Origin of the sequence: Frigoribacterium sp. Leaf263, assembly GCF_001422285.1 — a bacterium.
Taxonomy (GTDB): domain Bacteria; phylum Actinomycetota; class Actinomycetes; order Actinomycetales; family Microbacteriaceae; genus Frigoribacterium.
Window position 1 is genome coordinate 213140 of sequence record NZ_LMMO01000001.1, and the last position, 21117, is coordinate 234256.

General features: G+C 69.2%; 19 protein-coding genes. 8 read left to right on the plus strand and 11 right to left on the minus strand.

What is annotated here, in order from left to right:
- Positions 1 to 11: 11 nt before the first annotated feature.
- From ASF17_RS01000 to xseA, 5 genes are all read right to left on the minus strand, one after another.
- Positions 12 to 1406, minus strand: a complete 1395-nt coding sequence (locus ASF17_RS01000) for a class II fumarate hydratase (RefSeq protein ID WP_200913402.1) — start codon at positions 1404 to 1406, stop codon at positions 12 to 14.
- Between the two features lie 69 nt (positions 1407 to 1475).
- Positions 1476 to 2126 carry a carbonic anhydrase gene (locus ASF17_RS01005; protein ID WP_055794385.1) on the minus strand — a complete coding sequence of 217 codons (651 nt, stop codon included), beginning with the start codon at positions 2124 to 2126 and terminating at the stop codon, positions 1476 to 1478.
- A gap of 2 nt (positions 2127 to 2128) precedes the next feature.
- A complete protein-coding gene (locus ASF17_RS01010) occupies positions 2129 to 2803 on the minus strand; it encodes a DUF4245 domain-containing protein (RefSeq protein ID WP_055794387.1) in 675 nt (224 codons plus the stop codon).
- Positions 2800 to 3009, minus strand: a complete 210-nt coding sequence (locus ASF17_RS01015) for an exodeoxyribonuclease VII small subunit (protein WP_055795490.1) — start codon at positions 3007 to 3009, stop codon at positions 2800 to 2802. Before ASF17_RS01015 ends, ASF17_RS01010 begins: the two co-directional genes overlap by 4 nt.
- A gap of 85 nt (positions 3010 to 3094) precedes the next feature.
- On the minus strand, positions 3095 to 4408 hold the full coding sequence (gene xseA, locus ASF17_RS01020) for an exodeoxyribonuclease VII large subunit (RefSeq protein WP_055794390.1): 1314 nt from the start codon (positions 4406 to 4408) through the stop codon (positions 3095 to 3097).
- A 137-nt stretch (positions 4409 to 4545) separates the two neighbouring features.
- Between xseA and ASF17_RS01025 the strand changes: the two genes are divergently transcribed.
- Together ASF17_RS01025 and ASF17_RS01030 are read left to right on the plus strand one after the other, a co-directional pair.
- A complete protein-coding gene (locus tag ASF17_RS01025) occupies positions 4546 to 5610 on the plus strand; it encodes a 4-hydroxy-3-methylbut-2-enyl diphosphate reductase (protein ID WP_235476349.1) in 1065 nt (354 codons plus the stop codon).
- Positions 5607 to 6224 (plus strand): DUF6264 family protein, encoded by a 618-nt coding sequence (locus ASF17_RS01030; protein ID WP_055794394.1) that lies wholly within the window; start codon positions 5607 to 5609, stop codon positions 6222 to 6224. The genes ASF17_RS01025 and ASF17_RS01030 overlap by 4 nt, the downstream gene beginning before the upstream one ends.
- Before the next feature lie 73 nt (positions 6225 to 6297).
- On the opposite strand, the gene fbaA is transcribed toward ASF17_RS01030, so the two are convergent.
- Together fbaA and ASF17_RS01040 are read right to left on the minus strand one after the other, a co-directional pair.
- Entirely contained in the window at positions 6298 to 7326 is a 1029-nt protein-coding gene (gene fbaA, locus ASF17_RS01035; RefSeq protein ID WP_055794396.1) for a class II fructose-bisphosphate aldolase, read from the minus strand.
- A 126-nt stretch (positions 7327 to 7452) separates the two neighbouring features.
- The gene (locus ASF17_RS01040; RefSeq protein WP_055794398.1) at positions 7453 to 10845 is read right to left on the minus strand and encodes an SdrD B-like domain-containing protein; all 3393 of its coding nucleotides are present in this window, start codon (positions 10843 to 10845) and stop codon (positions 7453 to 7455) included.
- 71 nt (positions 10846 to 10916) lie between these two features.
- Here ASF17_RS01040 and glpX point away from each other — a divergent pair, with 71 nt between their 5' ends.
- Positions 10917 to 11915 (plus strand): class II fructose-bisphosphatase, encoded by a 999-nt coding sequence (gene glpX, locus ASF17_RS01045; RefSeq protein WP_055794400.1) that lies wholly within the window; start codon positions 10917 to 10919, stop codon positions 11913 to 11915.
- On the opposite strand, the gene ASF17_RS01050 is transcribed toward glpX, so the two are convergent.
- Both ASF17_RS01050 and ASF17_RS01055 read right to left on the minus strand, forming a co-directional pair.
- Entirely contained in the window at positions 11912 to 13213 is a 1302-nt protein-coding gene (locus ASF17_RS01050; protein ID WP_055795492.1) for a DNA recombination protein RmuC, read from the minus strand. The genes glpX and ASF17_RS01050 overlap by 4 nt on opposite strands.
- 52 nt (positions 13214 to 13265) lie before the next feature.
- Complete coding sequence (locus tag ASF17_RS01055) at positions 13266 to 13901, minus strand: exonuclease domain-containing protein (protein ID WP_055794402.1); 636 nt, start codon at positions 13899 to 13901, stop codon at positions 13266 to 13268.
- Between the two features lie 120 nt (positions 13902 to 14021).
- Between ASF17_RS01055 and ychF the strand changes: the two genes are divergently transcribed.
- The 3 genes from ychF to ASF17_RS15435 are packed head-to-tail and all read left to right on the plus strand — an operon-like array spanning position 14022 to position 17858.
- Positions 14022 to 15113, plus strand: coding sequence for a redox-regulated ATPase YchF (ychF, locus tag ASF17_RS01060; protein WP_055794404.1), 1092 nt, complete (start codon positions 14022 to 14024; stop codon positions 15111 to 15113).
- Between the two features lie 13 nt (positions 15114 to 15126).
- Positions 15127 to 16983, plus strand: coding sequence for a DUF262 domain-containing protein (locus ASF17_RS01065; RefSeq protein WP_082474950.1), 1857 nt, complete (start codon positions 15127 to 15129; stop codon positions 16981 to 16983).
- Positions 16980 to 17858 (plus strand): hypothetical protein, encoded by an 879-nt coding sequence (locus ASF17_RS15435; RefSeq protein ID WP_156357243.1) that lies wholly within the window; start codon positions 16980 to 16982, stop codon positions 17856 to 17858. The genes ASF17_RS01065 and ASF17_RS15435 overlap by 4 nt, the downstream gene beginning before the upstream one ends.
- On the opposite strand, the gene ASF17_RS15155 is transcribed toward ASF17_RS15435, so the two are convergent.
- Complete coding sequence (locus tag ASF17_RS15155) at positions 17792 to 18640, minus strand: recombinase family protein (RefSeq protein WP_082474951.1); 849 nt, start codon at positions 18638 to 18640, stop codon at positions 17792 to 17794. The two genes, ASF17_RS15435 and ASF17_RS15155, sit on opposite strands and share 67 nt — an antisense overlap.
- Positions 18641 to 18864: 224 nt before the next feature.
- Between ASF17_RS15155 and ASF17_RS01075 the strand changes: the two genes are divergently transcribed.
- The gene (locus ASF17_RS01075; protein WP_156357244.1) at positions 18865 to 19332 is read left to right on the plus strand and encodes a hypothetical protein; all 468 of its coding nucleotides are present in this window, start codon (positions 18865 to 18867) and stop codon (positions 19330 to 19332) included.
- The gene (locus ASF17_RS01080) at positions 19333 to 19839 is read left to right on the plus strand and encodes a hypothetical protein (protein WP_055794410.1); all 507 of its coding nucleotides are present in this window, start codon (positions 19333 to 19335) and stop codon (positions 19837 to 19839) included.
- A gap of 112 nt (positions 19840 to 19951) precedes the next feature.
- On the opposite strand, the gene ASF17_RS01085 is transcribed toward ASF17_RS01080, so the two are convergent.
- A complete protein-coding gene (locus ASF17_RS01085) occupies positions 19952 to 20956 on the minus strand; it encodes a helix-turn-helix transcriptional regulator (RefSeq protein WP_055794412.1) in 1005 nt (334 codons plus the stop codon).
- Positions 20957 to 21117: the final 161 nt, after the last annotated feature.

Consider the following 21117-nt stretch of genomic DNA (forward strand, 5'->3'; position numbering starts at 1 on the left):
AGGTGCCCGGCTCAGCCCGGGTGGGTCATGCTGAGGACGTCGAGCGCCTTGTCGAGCTGCTCGTCGCTGACCTCGCCGCGGGAGACGAAGCCCAGATCGACGACGGCCTCGCGCACGGTCATCTTCTGGGCGACGGCGTGCTTGGCGACCTTGGCGGCAGCCTCGTATCCGATGACCCGGTTCAGGGGGGTGACGATCGACGGCGAGGACTCGGCGAGGGCTCGAGCGTGCTCGACGTTCGCCTCGAGGCCGTCGATGGTCTTGTCTGCGAGGGCTGTGCTCGCGTTGGTCAGAAGACGGATGGACTCGAGCAGCGCCGTGCCCATGACGGGGATCGCGACGTTGAGTTCGAACGCTCCGGAGGCGCCGGCCCACGCGATCGTGGCGTCGTTGCCGATGACCCGAGCGGAGACCATGAGCACGGCCTCGGGGATGACGGGGTTGACCTTGCCGGGCATGATCGACGAACCGGGCTGCAGGTCGGGGATGTGCAGCTCGCCGAGACCGGCGTTCGGGCCGGATCCCATCCAGCGGATGTCGTTGTTGATCTTGGTGAGGCTGACGGCGAGCACGCGGAGAGCGCCGGATGCTTCGACGAGGGCGTCTCGGGCGCCCTGGGCCTCGAAGTGATCGAGGGCCTCCGTGACGGGGAGACCGCTGTCTTCCGCGAGGGCGGCGATGACGCGCTGCGGGAAGCCCAGGGGCGTGTTGATGCCGGTTCCGGTGGCCGTCCCGCCGAGGGGGACCTCGGCCACGCGGGGGAGGGTCGACTCGACGCGCTCGACGGCGAGACGGATCTGACGCGCGTAACCGCCGAACTCCTGCCCGAGGGTGACGGGGGTGGCGTCCATGAGGTGCGTGCGGCCCGCCTTGACGACGTCGGCCCAGTCGGCCGACTTGCGTTCGAGCGACTCGGCGAGATGCGTGAGCGCCGGAACCAGATCGTGGAGGAGCGCGCCGGTGACGGCGATGTGCACCGAGGTCGGGAAGACGTCGTTCGAGGACTGCGAGGCGTTCACGTGGTCGTTGGGGTGAACCGCGATGCCGTCGACGGTGCCGGCGAGCGTCGCCAGGACCTCGTTCATGTTCATGTTCGACGAGGTCCCGCTGCCCGTCTGGTAGACGTCGACGGGGAACTGGTCGTGGTGCCGGCCGCCGATCACGGTGTCGGCAGCGGCGACGATGGCGTCGGCCACGGCGGGGGCGACGATGCCCATCTCGCCGTTGACGATCGCGGCGGCGCGCTTGATGCGGGCCAGGGCGACGATCTGCGCCGGCTCGAGGCCGGTGCCCGAGATCGGGAAGTTCTCGACGGCACGTTGGGTCTGAGCTCGGTACAGAGCCGATGCGGGCACGCGCACCTCGCCCATCGTGTCGTGCTCGATGCGGTACTCGGATGTGATCACGACGTCGTGGTCCCTTCTTCTGCCCTCGTGGGGCGCTGGCGTCCCGGAGCGGCCGCCCCGGGGTGGTTCTCAGAGGCGGCCGACGACCACGGACGGGTCGACGCGCCCGTTGGCGAGCGCGTAGTTGGCCCCCACGACCGCGAGGCGGCCCTCGGCGATGGCCGTCGCGATGAGCGCGGACGAGCCGACGAGCGACTGGACGGACGCCTCGATGTGCAGCTTGCCGACGCTGCGCGGGTCGAGCACGGCGCCCGGTTCGAGATCGATCGTCGCCCGCCGGACGGAGGGGACGATCATGTCGATGAGTCCGCCGAGGAACCTCGACCCGGGAGGCGCCTCGGAGGTCAGCGAGTCGATGGCCGTCGCGACGGCGCCGCAGCTGTCGTGCCCGAGGACGACGATGAGAGGGACGTTGAGCACGGAGACGGCGTATTCGAGCGAGGCGATGACGGTGTCGCCGACGACCTGCCCGGCGTTCCGCACGACGAAGAGGTCGCCGAGGCCGACGTCGAAGATGATCTCGGCGGCCAGCCGCGAGTCCGCGCAGCCGAACAGGGCCGCGACGGGCTTCTGTCCGCCGGCGAGGCTGGAGCGGTGGTCGCTGTCCTGGTGGGGATGATCGGGGGATCCGGCGACGAAGCGCTCGTTGCCGTCCGTCATACGGCGCCAGGAGTCCCCGGGGGTCTGCGGCGCGGTCTCGATGAGGGGCTGGGTCGTCATGGTCAGTCGTCCGTCCTGTCGGCGACGTCGGCCGCCAGGGCCGTCGCCAGAGCATCGAAATCGGTGTCGTCGGCGGTGCCGTGCAGCACGTACGAGCTGCGGTCGACCGTCGTCGTCAGCGAATAAGCGTAGTTGCCGGCGGAGTCGTCGTCTCGGCGGTCGTAGACCGTCCAGTCGAGGCCGGCGATCTGCCGCGCGGTCGTCGCGGCGCGGTTGTCGACCGCTGCGGCGAGCCAGGTGTCGTTGGCGTCGATGCCCTGCTCGAGGGCGATGAACTGCTCGTCGGGGGTGATGAGCCCGACATACCAGACGTCGACCCCGTCGGGCGTCGAGGTGTCGATGTCCGCTCGGTTGGAGGTCCAGGTGTCGGGCAGCGTCGGGGCGGCGAGCGGGACATCGACGCTGGCCTGCGCCTGTCGGGCGACGGCCGTGTAGGCGATGTCCTGGCGGTTGACGGTGCCGTTGGGGCGGACGACGACCAGGACGAGGAACAGCACGATGCCGAGCGACGCGACGATCGACAGGCTCAGGTTGATGGCCGTCTGGTTCGCGTAGTGCTTGCGGGTGTTCTCGGCCTTGCGCGCCGCGGTCTCGGCGGGTGTCTCGGGACGGCCGAGCTCGGCGACGACCCGGGGGCCCTGCGGGCCGCGACCGCGCCCGCGTCTCGGCGTGCTCATGACGTGGGGGCCTGACGACGAGCGGCTTCGAGGCGTTCGCGGGCGCCCATCAGCCATTCCTCGCAGCGGCGGGCGAGCGCCTCGCCGCGCTCCCAGAGCGACAGGGACCGCTCGAGGGTCGACGCCCCCTGCTCGAGCTCGGCGACGACGGAGACCAGCTCGTCGCGGGCCTGCTCGTAGCTCAGCGAGGCGATGTCGGCGGGCAGGGCCGCAGCGGACGCCGCGCCGTCGGCGGGCGACGAGTCGCCGGCCGGGGAGGTGTCTGAGGGGGTGTTGTCCACGATGTCGATCCTAACGAGGGGTTGCCGAGGTGGGCTGCGAGCGACCGGCGGCCGTCGTGCGGGACGACCCCGTGCCTCCTGGGGAGGGACGGTCGTCGAGAGGGCCTCCGCGCGGGCCGCCGGACACCGCGGTGAGGCTGCCCCCGGCGACGGTGAGCGTCAGCTCGGTGTCGGAGGGTGCCTCGGCGGGGTCGTGGAGGACGCCGCCCCCCGGCACCTGGACGATGGCGTATCCGCGACGGAGGGTGCCCTGGGGCGACAGCGCCCTGAGCCCGGCGGTGAGCTCGGCGACGCGCGTGTCGGCGCGTTCGATCGCCCGGAAGACGAGCTCTTCGCCCCGGGCGACCGCGCGGACGATCTCGTCTGCCCGCACGTCGACGAGGGTCTGGGGGGACGCCAGCACGGGCCGGCTGCGGATCTGCTCGAGCCGATCGACCTCGGTCGCGACGAGGGCGGTCAGACGCTGCCCGATGCGGGCCCGGGCCTGCTGCACGCGCGACAGCTCTTCGCTGACGTCGGGCACCACCCGTTTGGCGGCGTCGGTCGGCGTCGAGGCCCGCAGATCGGCGACCTCGTCGAGCAACGGGCGGTCGGCCTCGTGACCGATGGCGCTGACGACGGGCGTCGTGCACGCGGCCACGGCGCGGATGAGCGATTCGTCGCTGAAGCCGAGCAGGTTCTGGAAGTCGCCGCCGCCCCGCGCCACGATGATGACGTCGACCTCGGGGTCGGCGTCGAGCTGCTGCACCGCGGTCGTCACCTCGGAGACCATGCGGTCGCCCTGGACGGCCGCGTGCACCACGCGGAACTCGACCGACGGCCACCGCAGCTGCGCGTTGCGGAGAACGTCTTTCTCGGCGTCGCTGTCTCTGCCCGTCACGAGCCCGATGCACTGGGGCAGGAACGGCAGGCGCCGCTTGCGCTCGGGCGCGAACAGCCCTTCGGCGGTGAGCGCCACGCGCAGTCGCTCGAGCCGTTCGAGGAGGTCGCCGAGCCCGACGTGACGCATGTCGAACACCTGCATGGTGAGCGAGCCGCCCTTGACCCAGTAGTTGGGCTTGACGGCGGCGATGACGCGATCGCCCTGCTTGAGGTCGGCGGGGACCCGGGACTTCACGCTCGACCAGATCGAGAACGAGACCGTCGCGTCCTGTTCGAGATCGCGGAGCTTGCCGTAGACGTTGCCCCCCGAGACGTTCCACTGCGTGATCTCGCCCTCGACCCAGGCCGTGCCGAGGCGGTCGATCCAGTCACGCACCTTGCTCGCCAGCAGGCCGACGGGCCAGGGCGCGTCGGCCGTGGGCGGCGGGGGCACGATCGTCATTCGTCTCCTGTGGTGGACCGGTGTCGAGGATGCTCGGTGAGGGTGGGCGGGAGCGCTCGCGCCCGCGTCGGCGGGACTCGACCGGCCGCTCTCAGTACGCGACCAGTCGCCGCACCTAGAATCGTCGGGTGAGCCATATCACCAACGGCGCCCTTGCCATCGACCTGCCGACACCGCGTGTTCCTGCGGTGCGTAACAGGCTAAGGGATACCCCTGTCACCGGACACAAGCGCGTGCTGCTCGCGGCACCCCGCGGCTACTGCGCGGGCGTCGACCGAGCGGTGATCGCCGTCGAGAAGGCGTTGGAGCACTACGGCGCGCCCGTCTACGTGCGCAAGCAGATCGTGCACAACGTCCACGTCGTCGCGACCCTCGAGAGCCAGGGCGCGATCTTCGTCGACGAGGTCGACGAGGTCCCCGAGGGCTCCCACATCGTCTTCAGCGCCCACGGTGTCTCGCCGGCCGTCGTGCAGGGAGCCGCCGATCGGCAGCTCCAGGCGATCGACGCCACCTGTCCGCTCGTGACGAAGGTGCACCGCGAGGCGGTCCGCTTCGGCAGCCAGGGGCGGCACATCATCCTCATCGGCCACGAGGGTCACGAGGAGGTCGAGGGCACCATGGGTCACGCGCTCGACCGCACGACCCTCGTGCAGAACCCCGGCGAGGTCGACGATCTCGTCATCGACGACCCCGAGAACCTCGTCTGGCTGTCGCAGACGACCCTGAGCGTCGACGAGACCATGGAGACCGTGCGGCGTCTGCGCGAGCGCTTCCCGAGCATCCAGAACCCCCCGAGCGACGACATCTGCTACGCCACGCAGAACCGTCAGGTGGCCATCAAGAAGGTCGCCCCCGAGGCCGACCTGGTCATCGTGGTCGGCTCCGCCAACAGCTCGAACAGCGTCCGACTGGTCGAGGTCGCCCTCGAGCACGGGGCCAAGGCCGCCTATCGCGTCGACTTCTCGTCCGAGATCCGGCAGGAGTGGCTCGACGGCGTCGAGACCGTCGGCGTGACCTCCGGCGCCTCCGTGCCCGAGGTCCTCGTGAAGGAGGTCCTCGACGATCTGGCCGACGCGGGCTACCTCGACGTCGCCGAGGTCGTGACGGCCGAAGAGGACCTCATGTTCTCGCTCCCCAAGGAGCTGCGCAAGGACTCCAGCGGCCAGGTCGACGCCCGCGGGCTCGGCGGTCGGACCCGATGACCGACGATCGCCACGACGTGCCCGCCGCCGCCCGCGACGAGCGTCCGCGCCCCCGCTACGGCGAGTACGCGCCGGAGGGCTGGGTGAACCCGGTCGCCCCGGTCGAGTCGAGCACGGAGTCGTCCGCCCCGAGCACGGCACAGCAGGGTCCCTCGCCGGTAGTCCGTTCCGACGCGCCCGCTGCGGGGACCTGGGGCGCGCCTCCTCGTCCTGCGGTGAACGACTTGACCGGCGGACGCCGATTCGACCGGGTCGCGACGTTCGTGCTTCTCGGCATCGGCCTCTACAGCGTGGTGTCCAACGTGGTCATGGCGTCGTCGTTCTCGTCGGCGCTGCTCTCGGCCATGAGCGGCGCGGGCTACTCGACCGACGAGTTCACGAGCCAGGACGCCCTCCAGCGGGTCGGCGTCATCATCGCCGTGTCGACGGTCGCCGCGTTCGCGGTGACGTTGATCTGGAGCCTCCGCCGGCTGGCGGCCCGGAAGGTGACGTTCTGGGTCCCGCTGTCGATCGGGGTCGTGATGTCGATCGTGCAGATGGTCCTCGTGCTCGGAGTGCTCTTCGGCGACGCGGGCTTCGTCCAGTCGATTATCGAGTCGGGTCCCTCGCTCTGAGCGACGAGAAGGGCCCCGCAGCCGATGCTGCGGGGCCCTTCGTCATGGTCGGACCGAGCCGAGGAGGCGCGGGTCAGCTCCCCGACTGACCGTACGAGCCGAGCTGCCGGGTCGCCTCGACGACCCGCTTCGCCATCGCGGACTCGGCGACCTTGCCCCAGGCGCGGGGGTCGTACTGCTTTTTGTTGCCGACCTCGCCGTCGGCCTTGATGAAGCCGTCGTAGTTCCTCAGCACGGTGTCGGCGATCGACCGGCTGAACGCGTACTGGGTGTCGGTGTCGAGGTTCATCTTGACGACGCCGTTGGCCACGGCCTCGCGGATCTCGGCGTCGGATGAGCCCGAGCCGCCGTGGAAGACGAGTTCGAGCGGCTTCTCGGCCGTGTCGAAGCGCTCGCGGATGCCCTGCTGGATCTCGCCGAGGAGCTCGGGACGCAGCTTGACGTTGCCGGGCTTGTAGACGCCGTGGACGTTGCCGAACGTCAGCGCGGCGATGTAGCGACCGTTCTCGCCGAGACCGAGCGCCTCGACCACGCGGGTGACGTCGCCGACGGTCGTGTAGAGGGCGTCGTTCGTGCCCTCGTGCTCGACGCCGTCCTCTTCGCCGCCGACGACGCCGATCTCGACCTCGAGGATGGCGTTGATCGCCCGGGTGCGCTTCAGCATGTCTTCTGCGATCGAGATGTTCTCGTCGAGCGGCACGGCCGAGCCGTCCCACATGTGGGACTGGAACAGCGGGTTGCGACCGGCGCGCACCTCCTCCTCGCTGGCGGCGATGAGGGGCAGGACGAAACCGTCGAGGGCGTCCTTCGGGCAGTGGTCGGTGTGGAGGGCGACCGTGATCGGGTAGTTCTTGGCCACCTCGGTGGCGAACCTGGCGAAGGCGATGGCGCCGGCCGCGCGGTTCTTGACGGTGTGACCGGCGAAGTAGTCCGCGCCTCCCGTGGTCACCTGGATGATGCCGTCGCTGCCCGCCTCGGTGAGACCCTGCAGAACGGAGTTGATCGTCTGCGACGACGACACGTTCACGGCCGGGTAGGCGAAGCCCTTGGTCTTGGCCTTGTCGAGCATCTCGGCGTACTGCTCAGGGGTTGCGACGGGCATTGCATCTCCTTCGATTGCGGGTGGTGGCTGCAGCCACCACCCTAGTCAGCGGGCCTCCGACGACGCTCGACGGGTCGGACCCGGGGGGAGACGACGTCTCCGTCGTCGGGACGGGCGCCCGTCTGGTCACGGCGTGGCCCGGGAGCGTCTGCGCCGGAGTGCGACGAGCAGGAGGCCCGCGGTCGTGAGCATCAGACCGGCGACCGCTGCGCCGACGAGGTGTGCACCGGTGAATGCGAGCCGGTCGGCGGCGGGCGAGGCGGGACGGCCGTCGGACGAGTCGTCACCGGCTCCGACCGCTCCGTCGCTCGGACGATCGGAGCCGCCGGAGCCCGTGGAGTCGCCCGCATCGGCCCCGTCGTCACGGCCGTCGTCGCCGCCCGGGCCGCCCACGACCGCCTCGGACAGCATCCCGGCATCGAGGTGCTCATGCCGCGTCACCCCCGTCAGTCCACGGGATCCGACCACGGTCTCGAGTCCCGCCCGAGCGACCCCCTCGTCGTCGACGTCGGAGTCGCGCTCGTCGTCGCCGACGTCGCGGAGGGTCCATCCCTGCGGCGCGCGGCCGAAGTCGATGACGTAGTCGCCCGGTCGCAGACCCTCGAACCGGTACTGGCCGTCGACTCCGGTCTCGGTCGTCCGCGTCACGTCCGCACCCCGATCGTCGACGCCGTGGAGTGCCACCCGATGCCCGGCGGCGGCGGGTTCATCGTCGCCGCGCGTGCCGTCGCGGTCGGTGTCGAGCCAGACGTGACGGCCGATCGAACCGGCCACGCCCGTGGTCGTGGCGACGGTGGACGTCGCCGTCCAGTCGATGCCGGTCACGCGGAGGCCGAAGGTCGACGCCCAGGTCTCGAGACCGGCGGCGGCGCCGTCGATCGTCAACTCGTGGCTGACCTCCGCCCCGGGCGCGATCGGTTCGCTGCGGTCGACCCGGATCGCCGTGACGTCGCTCAGGCTGTCGGGGCAGCCGTCGACGCCGAACTCGCCGGCCGGGCACCAGGCCGTCTCTCCGCCTGCGAGGTTCGACGGGTGGACGGGGTCGTCGGACACGTCCTCCGAGGCGGCGGACGTGTAGCGGATGTCGTCCGTCGTCGTGTGGGCGGTGAGCTCGTGGACGGCGACGGCCCGGCCGCCCGTGGTGCCTCGCTCGTCGCCGTCGTACGGCAGGACCGTGACGAGCGCGCTTCCCGGCAGCGTCGTGCTGCCGGTGTTGCGGTAGGTCAGGGTGTAGGTCGCGTCGTCTCCGATCACGCGGACCGGCCGATCGACGGTCTCCTCGGCGTCGAATCCGCCGCCCTCGAGGACGGTCACGGTGCGATGCGCGACGCGTGCCGACTCGGCCGAGACGTCGCGGGTCGATCCGACGATCGCTTCGAGTCGTGCTTCGGCCCCTGGGGGCACGGTGTCGAAGCGGACGTCGAAGGTGAGGGGGTCGACGGCGTCGTTGACGGACACGGGTGCGAGGCGCCAGACGAGTCGTTGGCGGACGACGCCGCCGATCACGACGTCGTCGACCTCGGGCTCTCGCGAGGCGCTTCCGGGCACGTAGGAGGTCCCCGCGGGCAGCCGGGCCTCGATGGTGAGCGCTTCGTCGACTCGGTCGTCGGAGGCGTTGGTCAGGCTCGGATGCAGGGCGTAGGTCGCCGTGCCCCCGGAGGTGACGTAGGTCGTCTCGTCGGGTGTGCTGTCGGCGTCGTGTCCGGCGTCGACGACGGCGGCGCGGATGCGGGCCATGTTGCTCGTCACGGTGAGGAAGTCCGCCCATCCGCCGTTGGCCGAGTCGGCGTCTCCGACGTCGTGCGTCCAGGCGGCCGTCGGCGACGTGCGGATCGCTGCGAAGGTGCGGGGGCGCGTGCCGTTCTCGAGACGGGGCGCGATGCGCACATGCGCGCCGAAGGTGATCGACGACGTGGCCGGGTGGTCGTACGTCCACCGCACGGCCCCCACGGCGTCCGCGCCGCCCGTCACCGATCGCGGGTCAGCCTGCCAGTCGAGGTCGTCGTCGCCGCACCGGGCGTCGCGGGCCGTCGACGGATCCGATCCGTCGAACGCCGCGAACTCCGGCCGACCGGTCAACGCGGTGTTCGTCGAGGTGGCCCACACGCCGGACGGGTGCTCGCGGATCGTCTGCATCGAGTTGTCGAACACGATGCACGAGATCGCGGAATCCCACGGCGCGGTGCCCGAGTTGCGGACGCCGAGCATGCTCATCACCGGCTGCGCGGGAGTCACGTACGGCAGGTTGTTCTTGCCCGAGAGATCGAACGACGCGCCCGTCTCGGCGTCGATGCCGAGGTAGCGCAGCGAGCCGCCGGCCCCGGCGCCTCTCGCCACATCGCGGGAGATCGTGTTGTTCTCGACCGGTTCGCCCGCGCCGTCGTAGTTGTCCCGGCCGCTCACCGACTCGGCGACGAAGTCCCGGTATGCGTTGGTCGCCCGGAACGCCCCCGCCTCGCCCTGCTCGGGCACCCACAGCGAGACGTAGGCCGACACGACGTACGGCAGCGCGCCTCCGAGGATGTCCCCTCCGGTGACGCTCTTGGTCGGGACGGACGACATCGAGGTGTCCGCGCCGGTGATCTCGATCGTCACGGGCTCGCCAGGAGCCGTCTGGGTGCAGGTCACGATGCCCGAGTCGACCACGGCGTGCGTGCCGCCACCGGAGCCCCCGGGCATCGACTCGATCTGCCCGGAGTTCGGACCGCAGGCCGGAGCTCCGTCGAGGGGAGACAGGACGGCGGGGCTCGCATCGCCGCCGTACATCGCCGAGACGTCGTCGACCAGGGTCATGCGGTCACCGAGCGGCTCGGCGCCCAGGAGGCCCCCTCCGTCGACGAGGCCGTTCCAGTGCACCAGCAGCGGGTAGACGAGCCGGAAGCCCGGCGTCACGCCGTCCGGGCCGGTGGCGGCGCCGAGCACGGGGAGGGCCCGATCCATCGAGACGTCGTAGCGGGGGACGGCCGAGACCCGCACCGCGGGCGAGAGCGCCTCGACGGGCTCGTTGCCCTCGGCCCGCGCCTGGGCCGAGACCGCCAGCATCGCCTCGTGGGGGAGCGCCACGGCGACCGAGGCGGCGACGCTGATCGTCCGGGCGCCGCTCGTCAACGTGCCGAGGCGGCAGCGCAGCTGATCGCCCGTGATCGTCGATCCGTCGGGAGCGCACTCCGAGGGCAGCCGCGTCCAGGAGAGCCCGGGAGGCGCGGTGAGGGTGAACTCGCCGCCGGTCGCCGTCCCGCGGGACGTGCCCACCGTGACGCCGTAGACCACGGCGTCGCCCGTCCGCACGATCCCGTTGGAGGGGCCGCTGTCACCGCCGGGGCGATCGTGGTCGGTGAAGCGACCGAGACCGTCGCTCGTGACCCGGACAGCGATCTCGACGTCGTTCAGGGTCGGGGCGATCGTGGACGCGGAGGCCGACGGAACGCCGGCCAGGACCGCGACGGCGCTGAGGACGGCGGCGAGGATCGCGGCGGGTCGCCGACGGGAGAGCTGCATGAGGGCCTTTCGGTAGAACACGTGTTCTGCATACGATCCACGAACATATCGCACGTCGTCACGTCCCGGCGACGCCGGACTATGCTTCAGGGATGGCTGACTCACCCTCCGGAACCCTGTACTCGCACCCCGATCGCAACCTCGGAATGGAGCTGGTTCGGGCGACGGAGGCGGCGGCCATCCGCTCGGCGCCCTTCATCGGCAAAGGCGACAAGAACGCGGCCGACAAGGCCGCCGTCGACGCCATGCGCAAGTTCCTCGGCACGGTCGCCTTCGACGGCGTCGTCGTCATCGGCGAGGGCGAGAAGGACGAGGCGCCGATGCTCTTCAACGGCGAGCACGTCGGCAACGGCTTCGGGCCGGCCTGCGACATCGCCGTCGACCCCATCGACGGGACGAGCCTCACGGCGGCCGGCCGGATGAACGCGCTGTCGGTCATCGCCGTCAGCGACCGCGGCAGCATGTACGACCCGAGCGCCGTCTTCTACATGGACAAGATCGTGACCGGCCCCGAGGGTCGCGGCATCATCGACCTCGACCGGCCCATCGGCGAGAACATCGTGGCGCTCGCCGCCGCGAAGGGCATCGCCGTCGAGGACATGCAGATCGCCGTCCTGGACCGCCCCCGTCACGCCGACCTGATCGCGGAGATCCGCGCCGTCGGCGCCTCCACCCGCCTGCTGCTCGACGGGGATGTCGCCGGCGGCATCAACGCCGCTCGACCCGACTCGCGCATCGACATGTGCGTCGGCGTCGGCGGCACCCCCGAGGGGATCATCACCGCGTGCGCGGTCAAGGCGCTCGACGGTCTCATCCTCGCCCGACTCGCTCCGAAGGACGACGCCGAGCGGCAGAAGGCCCTCGACGCCGGGCACGACCTCGATCGCGTTCTCGACCAGGACGACCTGGTCACCGGTGACAACGCCTACTTCGTCGCGACCGGCGTCACCGACGGCGCTCTCGTCGCCGGTGTGACGCGCAAGCAGGGCATGATCCGCACCTCGAGCATCGTGCTCCGATCGCACTCGGGCACGATCCGCCGTGTCGAGGCCGACCACCTCGTGTCGAAGTGGTACGGAGAGACCGCCTAGCCTTCTCGCTGCATCCCGATATCCGCCCTCGCGCCGTGTCGTTCCCGATCGGCGTCGAGGGCGGCTGTCAGTTCGGCGGCCGTCAGGTCGCGGGGCGTCTCTTCGATGGTCGCGGGCGCGGCCAGGACCTTCGTCTCGTCGAGCATGCTCAGGCGTCGGGCGGACGGAAGCACCGTCCGCTCGAGCGAGCCCACGAAGCGGTTGTAGTCGGACACGGATCCCCGCAGTGACCGGCCGAGCTTGTCGACGTGGCCGGCCATCGTCGACAAGCGGCCGTACAGCTCGCGGCTGAGATCGAACAGCGACTTCGCCTCGGCGGTCACGACGTCCTGCTGCCAGCTGAACGCGATGGTCTTGAGCACGGACCAGAGTGTCACCGGGGAAGCCAGGGCGACCCGCTTCTGGAAGGCGTAATCCATGATCGACGGGTCGGCCTCGAGGGCCGAGGCCACGAGGGACTCGCTCGGGATGAAGGCGATGACCAGCTCGGGTGACGACTCGAGCCCGGCCCAGTAGCTCTTCGACGCGAGCGCGTCGACGTGCGCCCGCAGGGCCTTCACGTGCTGGAGCAGCAGGGTCTCGCGTCGCGCCCCCTCCTCGCCGCCGGCCGTGGCCGGGATCGCGCTCGCCTCGAGGTAGGCGGTGAAGGGCACCTTCGCGTCGACGGCGATGTTCTTGCCGCCGGGGAGGTGCACCACCATGTCGGGGCGACCGGACCCCGCGTCGGAGTGGATGCTCGTCTGCACGTCGAAGTCGACCCTCTCGACGAGGCCGGCCGCCTGCACCACGTTGCGCAGCTGCGTCTCGCCCCAGACGCCTCGGGTGCTGTTCGACTTCAGGGCGGAGGCGAGACTCTCGGCCGTGCTGCGCAGGCGCTCCTCCGACGCGGCGGCGCTGCGGAGCTGCTCGCTCAAGGCGCCGTACTGATGGGTGCGCTGCTCTTCCAGTTCGGCGACCTTCTTCTGCACGGCGGCGAGACTCTGGGCGACGGGGCTGAGGGCCGTCAGCACATGCCCCTCGGAGCGGGTGCGCTCGGCCTCGGTGATGCGGATGTCACGGAGGCGATCCTGGAACTCGGTGAGCCGCGCCTCCTGCCCCGCGATCTGCCGACGGTACTGCTGATCCTGCTCGTGGAGGCGCTCCTGGTAGGAGTCCGCGGTCGCTCGGGCCGCGGCCGCCTCGGCGGCGAGACGACCCGTCGCGGCGGCGCTGCGGGAACGACCGGCGAGGGCGCCCACGAGGGCTCCGACGACGAGCGCGGTCAGGGCGAGGAGGAAGGCGACGAGCGAGGAGACCATGTCGAGCAGTGTGGCAGCGGCCACCGACACCGCCCGTCGGCGACGGACCGGGTCAGGTGAAGAAGACCCGGAGGCGGCGCTTGACCGGCTCGGCGCCCTCGGGAGACTCGGGCAGGGGAGCGGGCTTCAGCACCTTGACCTTGACCGACGCGATCGACGCGAGCTCGGCGAGGTCGTCGGCGCCGTGGAAGAGCGCGGCGTGCGAGACGATCGCGGCGCAGGCCTCGGCGTCGGCCAGGGCGTCGTGGTGCGAGAAGCCGGTGAAACCGGCGGCCGCGGCCGCCAGAGGGAGTCGGTACGAGTCGAGGGCGTACGTCTTGCGGGCGACCTGCAGACTGCAGAGGTACGACCAGGGCGGGGGAGTGAGCCCCGTCGCCGCGCACGCCGACTTGATGACCCCCATGTCGAAACCGGCGTTGTGGGCGACGAAGACGTCGTCGCCGGCGAAGTCGGCGATCAGGTCGAACTGCTCGGCCCAGCCGAACGCGCCGACGACGTCGGAGGCGACGATCCCGTGGATGCGCGTGTTCCACTCCGAGAACTCGTCATGGCCCGCGGGCGGCTGGATCAGCCACCCGACCTTGTCGACGACGACGCCGTCGCGGACCTTGACGAGGCCGACGGAGCAGGCGCTGGCGCTGCTCGAGTTCGCGGTCTCGAAGTCGATCGCGGTGAAGTCGATGGGCATTGACTCATGGTCTCACGCGCCTCCGACACTCCCTCCACAGGGCCGGGCGGAGGGCGACCCGCGCCTCCTCGGGTCCCGCTCCGCCCCGGTGCCGCGGCACGCCCGGTACGCTTGACCCTCGTGGCTCTCACTATCGCGATCGTCGGACTGCCCAATGTCGGCAAGTCCACCCTGTTCAACGCCCTGACCAAGAACCAGGTGCTGGCGGCGAACTACCCGTTCGCGACCATCGAGCCGAACGTCGGCATCGTCAGCCTGCCCGACCCGCGCCTCCAGGTGCTCGCCGGCATCTTCGGCAGCGAGAAGATCCTGCCCGCGCCGGTGTCGTTCGTCGACATCGCCGGCATCGTCAAGGGCGCGAGCGAGGGCGAGGGGCTCGGCAACAAGTTCCTGGCGAACATCCGCGAGGCCGACGCCATCGCCGAGGTCGTCCGCGGATTCGACGACCCCGACGTCGTGCACGTCGACGGCAAGGTCGACCCCGAGAGCGACATGGGCACGATCAACACCGAGCTGATCCTCGCCGACCTCGAGACGGTCGAGAAGGCGCTCGTGCGGTACGAGAAGGAGCTGCGGCTCAAGCGCGTCGAGCCGGTCGTGCACGAGACCGCCGTGGCCGCCCGCGACGCCCTCCAGCGGGGCGAGGCGCTCTCGTCGACGAGCATCGACCTCGAGCCGATCCGCGAGCTGGGGCTGCTCACCGCGAAGCCCTTCATCTACGTCTTCAACGTCGACGAGGCCGTGCTGACGGACGAGGCCCGCAAGGCCGAGCTGCAGGCGCTCGTGTCGCCGGCCGAGGCGATCTTCCTCGACGCGCAGGTCGAGTCCGAGCTGATCGGCCTCGACGACGATGACGCCGCCGAGCTGCTCGCGTCGCTCGGGCAGGACGAATCCGGTCTTGACCAGCTCGCCCGCATCGGGTTCGAGACGCTGGGGCTGCAGACCTACCTGACGGCCGGCCCGAAGGAGACGCGCGCCTGGACGATCGGCAAGGGCTGGAAGGCCCCGCAGGCCGCCGGCGTGATCCACACCGACTTCGAGAAGGGCTTCATCAAGGCCGAGGTCATCTCGTACGACGACCTCGTCGAGACCGGCTCCATCGCGGAGGCGCGCTCGGCCGGCAAGGCCCGCATCGAGGGCAAGGAATACGTCATGCAGGACGGCGACGTGGTGGAGTTCCGAATCGGATCAACATCTGCTGGAGCGAAGTGAAGGTGCCAAGGGGATGATCAAGTCGGCCAACCAGCACCCGGTGCACACGCTCTTCAGCCATGAGGGCAACGTCCTCTACAAGATCCCGCCGTACCAGCGTGAGTACTCATGGCACAAAGCTCAGTGGGAGGATCTCTTCGAGGACCTGATCGACGCTGACGGCGCACACTTCTTGGGCACCATCATCACGCTCGACCAGACCACTGACGCGCTTGAGGGCAACATCCTTCAGGTGGTCGATGGTCAACAACGCCTCACGACGCTGACGCTCCTCTTGGCCGCCGTGCACTCAGTACTTAAGGAGCACAGCGATAGCCTCGACGACGACACCCGGACGGACGTCACCAATCTCGGGCGCCAGCTGGTGCGCAAGAGCGACGGACAGCCGAGGGTCACGCCCCAGAAGCAGGGCCTGAACCTTTTCGACTACCTCAAGGTTCTCGAGGAGGCCGGGCTGCCAGTCGAAGGCGAGTGGAAGCCGTACTTCCCAAGTCGACGGATCGCGAAGTGCTACCAGTACTTCCGCTCCGCCATACTCAAGCTCGCCGACACGGAGGGTCTCGCAGAGACAGAGGCCGCGCTTCGCGTCCACGAGGCGGCATTGAAGGCGGTCATCGTGAAAATCGAAGTCGCCAGCCATTCGGACGCCTTCGTTCTCTTCGAATCGCTGAACAACCGCGGCATGCCCCTTTCGCCGGTGGACCTGATCAAGAACCACCTGCTCGCCGAGTCCGAAAAGAAGAAGATCATGAATGTCGACCAGGCGTTCAGGCACTGGAACGACATGTTGACGAGCCTCGGGGACACGTACTCCACCCAGGAGCGGTTCCTGCGGCACTACTACAACGCCTTCAAATCAGAGCTGCCCGACGTGCCCAACGCTTCTGTTGCCACGAAATCCAACCTGATCCGAATTTACGAGAAGCTCCTCGAACAGGACTTGAAGAAGGTCGCCGATGCCCTTGTAGACGCGAGCAGGGTCTACGGCCGCATCAACTGTGTTGTCGAGCTCGACCAGCCGACGGCGCTCGACCGCGCATTCCAGAGGCTCATGCGAGCCCAAGGCGCTCCGTCCTACGTCCTCCTGATGTGGCTGATGGCGAAGCAGGATGATCTGAAGCTCCGCGACGCCGACCTTGAGGCGATTACCGAACTCCTCACGAGTTTCTTCGTCCGTCGTAATCTGACGGGCTATCCGCCCACGTACGCGCTGGCAAAGCTCTTCATGACGACCATCGGCGCTATTGACGCGGTTCGTGGTGAAGACGTCTACGGGGTCGTCGCCGAGAAATTGACGACAGTCTCGGCATCCGACGACGAGTTCCGTGCGCGGCTTCTGGGCCGCATCTATGACGAGAGCACTGACGTCGCGAGGTTTGCCTTGACCACACTTGCCGAAGACGAGATGACCAAGGAGACGAGGGTCGATCTGTGGCGTCAGGAGAAGAACCACTTCGTTTGGACGATCGAGCACATTCTCCCGCAAGGCGAGAATCTTCCTCACGCATGGGTGGAGATGCTCGGGGGTGCGGAAGTGGCTGCCCAGGTTCAGGAGGAACACAAGCACCGGCTCGGCAATCTGACAGTCACGGCGTATAACAGCAACCTGGGCAACAAATCCTTCGTGGAGAAGCGCGACCGTCAGGATTCAAAGGGACGCCAGATCGGTTATCGCAACGGACTTTCACTGAATGCCGAGCTGGCAACACGCGACTCCTGGACAAGTTCCGACATTGAACGCCGCACACAGGAGTTGGCGTCAAGAGTGCTATCCCGCTTCCCGCTTCCCACCAGTCCGAACCGACCTCAATCAATCGAAGGTGACGTCGTGGAGTTCCGTATCGGAAGCACATCTGGCGGGTCGAAGTGACGCTGGTCGCGCTTTGGGTTCGACGTAACGCAACCCTCAGCGAACTGGTGGCAGTCAGCGACTCCCGACTCAGCGGAGGGGAATCCTGGGATCGTTGCCCGAAGCTCGTTCCGCTACCCAGACCTGCGACCGCTATCGCTATGTCAGGTGATGCCACAACGGCCTACGCATTCCTACTTCAAGCGATGAATGCGTGCCTCCTGCTAGACGGCAACGAGGCAGGGCGAACGGACATTCGCTATCTGGCACGGAAGCTCCGCGACGCGTACGCGGACAGCCGCCGTGATGTCAGCGACCTCCCAACGGGGCAAGATCAGCCTGATGTTCCTGTGCTCGATGTCGTTCTCTTCGGGTGGTCGTGGCGTCGGCTGCAATTTGAGGCGTACTCCTACAGTTACGACTCCACAGGAGTGCTGCGGATGCATACGATCCGAGACTTAGAAGAGTCGGTTCCCTACGGCGTCTATTTCGCGGGCGACGCACGCGATTCCGCCAAGATCCGCCTTCAGAAGCTTCTCGAGGAGCGTGGCTCATCGCGTCCTCTGCGCGGTCAGCCGGACTCAGCGGAACAGGCGAAGAAGGCCAACCTCAACTGGGAGCCGCTTGAAGTGGTGCAGGACGTCATCGAAGATGCCAGTGAGCGCACAGTCGGGGGCGTGCCCCAGCTGCTGAAGATCTATCAGTATGGAATGTCTGAAACCTTCGTCTGGCGAACGAAGTCAGGCGACTATTTCGGTGGGCGCGAGGTAAAGCATGGCGAGCGATTCGACCGTCGTGTTGCCAGCTTTGCCGATGGAGATGTCGTACTTCAGTACTCAGATCGGGCCATGCGCAACGTCACGGACAAATTAGAGGAGTCCGACGATGAGCAGTGACGTGTCGCAGGCCCCAGTCGGAACTTGGCCAACTGACGGAAACGGTGGCTGGTTAGCGCGTGAGCTAAGTTCCGAACCAGCTTCCCGCGGCCGCGAGTAGGCGGGCATGGCCGAGAGCACGACCGAGAACCTTTTCCGAGCGCGGGCACCGTCGTGGGCACTCGCTCTCCCGTTTCGCCCGACAAAGCCGCCGCAATGGCTCGCAGGGACGTGCCGTTGTTAAATGCGACGTACATCGCGCGCACGGCAGCTGCTTCACGGGGCACAATGTCTCCTGCCACCTTGTAGCCAAGGGGTCGCATTCCCTTAGGCACTCGCCCCTGTGCTGCACGCTGCGCCTGAGCAGCTGACTGTCGGGCTGTCTTCCGCTCGACTTCAGATCGCGCGACGGCGGCTTTCAGGCGGGCGAACAGCCTCCCGCCATCGGTGGTGAGGTCTGCCTCACCGTTCGCTGTGACAAGTCGGAGCCCGCGTTCCTCGGCCGCGTCGATCCAGTCTTCGAGCTGGCGAGGCTGCCGAGTAAGTCTGTCGAGATCCCAACAGATAATTGCGTCGAAGCGACCCAACGCGAAGTCCTCGACTAACTGGTCGTAAGCCGGTCGTCGTTTTGTCTTGTCGGTCGCGCTCAATGACTGGTCGACGTACTCATTCGCAAGCGACCATCCGCGCGCGGTGGCAATCGCCATGCAGTCGGCCCGCTGGCGGTCAATCGCGAGGCCGTCCATCTCGCGGTCCATCGAGATCCGCAGGTAGATCGCTGCTCGGACGGTGTGTTCAGGCATGAAGATGATCGTTCTCGCAGATGGTCTTTGGCTTCGCTACGCGGTGGAGTTCCGCTTCAACAACTGACCGGTCTGCTCGCGCCTCGTCGCCGGGTGGACGGCGCGGGGTAGCGTCAGGGGTGCCTGCGACGATGACGGCGCAGCGATCCGGGGGGACCATGGGCAGGCGAGACGGCGCACGTCGGAGGAGCTCCGCGGGACGGGCAGTCGCCGCTGTCGTGCTGATGACGGTGCTCCTAGCCTCGGGCGGTTGCAGTCGCGCCGAGAGCTCGGACGCCGAGAGGGCCGACCCTCAGGCCGTCGCAGACGAGGTCGTCGCGGAACTCGCTGCGGGGCGCGAGGCCATCGGCGGCGCGTGGCTGGGCGGCTGGGATCTCGCGACCCGGCCCTGCCCCGAGGGCGGCGACCAGTTCGCGGGGTACTTCGAGCAGCAGCCAGCGCGGGATCGCGACGAGTCCGAGGCGGCGATCCGCGCCTCCCTGGGGGCCGACGGGCGGGACATGATCCGCACCGACCGCCCCGACGGCAGCGTCGAGGTCCTGCTCGTGCGCGAGGACGGATTCCTCGTGCTCCTCACGGTCACCGACGCGAAGACCAGTCTCACCACGACGAGCGCCTGCTACGCCGACGACGTCGATGCGGACCCGACCGACCACCTGCCGGCGACCGAGCCCGGCGTCACGGTCCTCTGAATGTCCGCCTCGCGAAGCGCTCTGGCCGTCGGCGTCACCACCCTGGCGACGGTCGCCCTGCTCGCGGGCTGCACGCCGGGCGACGGTCCGGCCGCCGCAGCCGTCGACCCTCCGGCTGCCGCCGACGAGATCGTCGGAGCCGTGGCCGCCGGTCGCGAGGCCGTGGGTGGTGACTGGCTGGGCGGCTGGGATCCGGACCTCGGTTCGTGCCCCGACGGCGAGCAGTTCGCCGGCTGTTTCGAGCAGCAGCCGGCCCGTGACCGCGCGGAGTCGGAGAGAGGAGTGCGCTCGTCGCTCGCGCCCTACGGCGACGACGTGGTCCGGACCGATCGCCCTGACGGCAGCGTGGAGCTCCTGCTCGCCCGCGACGACGGGTTCCTGGTGCTCGTGACGATCACCGACGCCAAGACGAGCGTCATCGCCACGAGCACCTGCTTCGAGGACGGTCTCGACATCGACACCGCCGCGGTGCTGCCGCAGACGGAACCGGGCGTCGCGCCTCTCTGACGCCGCGCCTCCTCAGCCCGGCTCGGCCGCGCGACAGGCCCGGCTCGGCGGCGCGACAGCCCCGACGCGGCCATGCGACAGCCCCGACGCGGCCGTGCGACGGCAGACCCCGTCAGCGCAGCAGGGTGTCGCGGGGGTACTCGCCGAAGCGCTTGACGTAGGCGGCGGAGAAGCGGCCGAGGTTGCCGAAGCCCCAGCGGCGGGCGATGTCCGAGACGAGGGCCTCGTCGCGCGACGACGACACGAGCTCGTCGTGGGCCTTGTCGAGCCGCACCTGGCGCAGGTAGTTCATCGGGCTCGCGCCGAGGTGGTCGTTCATCGCCTGCTGCAGCGTGCGCGTGTGCATGCCGGCGGCCCGGGCGATGTCCGCCGGGGTGATCGGCTGATGGGCGGACGCGTGCACGTACTCGACCGCGACACGGAGGCGGGCCGTGCGCTCGGTCCGCAGACTGTTCGGCACGTCGACGGCCTGCCACGGGAACAGCGCCAGCATGGCGCGCACCAGCGTGACCTGGGCCTCGTGCCGCACGAGAGGCGCGACCTTCTCGGTGACGACGGCCGGGGTGGCGGCGGTGACGGCCGATCGCCAGGCGACCAGCGCCTCCGGGGTCGGGGTGGCGGTGTGGTCGAAGACGATGCGCTGCGAGGGCCCGCCGTGGATCTCGGTCGCGATGTCCTCCAGGAACGCCGCGTCGGCGTGGACCATGTTGTTCCGGTGCGGCGTCATCATGAACGAGAACGACGTCTCGGACGGGATGAGGAACGGCTGACCGCCGAGACTCGTCAGCTGGCCGCCGTGGTGCTCGATCGTCGCGGTGCCCGACCGCAGCCACGACACGACGTAGTCCTTCGACCACGGCACGTCGCCCTGCAGATGCCCGAGGAACGTCGCGGTGCGCAGGCTCAGCCGATCGTCGCCGGCGCTCGCGTAGCGGAAGAGGAAGGCCTCGTCGGCGCGACGGGCCCGGAAGTGGCGCCCGTCGTAGAGGTCCTGGAGGCGCGCGCAGGCGTCGAGGAGGTCGTCGGTGCCCTGCTCGGTGCGGCGGAAGGAGGGGTCGGCCTGCACGGCGATCGGGCTGGTGTCGCCCTCGTGCTGCGGTGCGTAGGTGCTCGTCATGGAATCCTCCTGGTCCGATGCGGTCCGGCGACGCCGCGGTGGTGGACGCGGCGGTACATCAATCGGACGTGTCGACTGAGCGAAACGTCACGAATTCGTCCGACCTCATGGTGAGTTCGGACGCGGCCTCGTCGGCGGATGGGTGCAGGGCCGACCCAGAA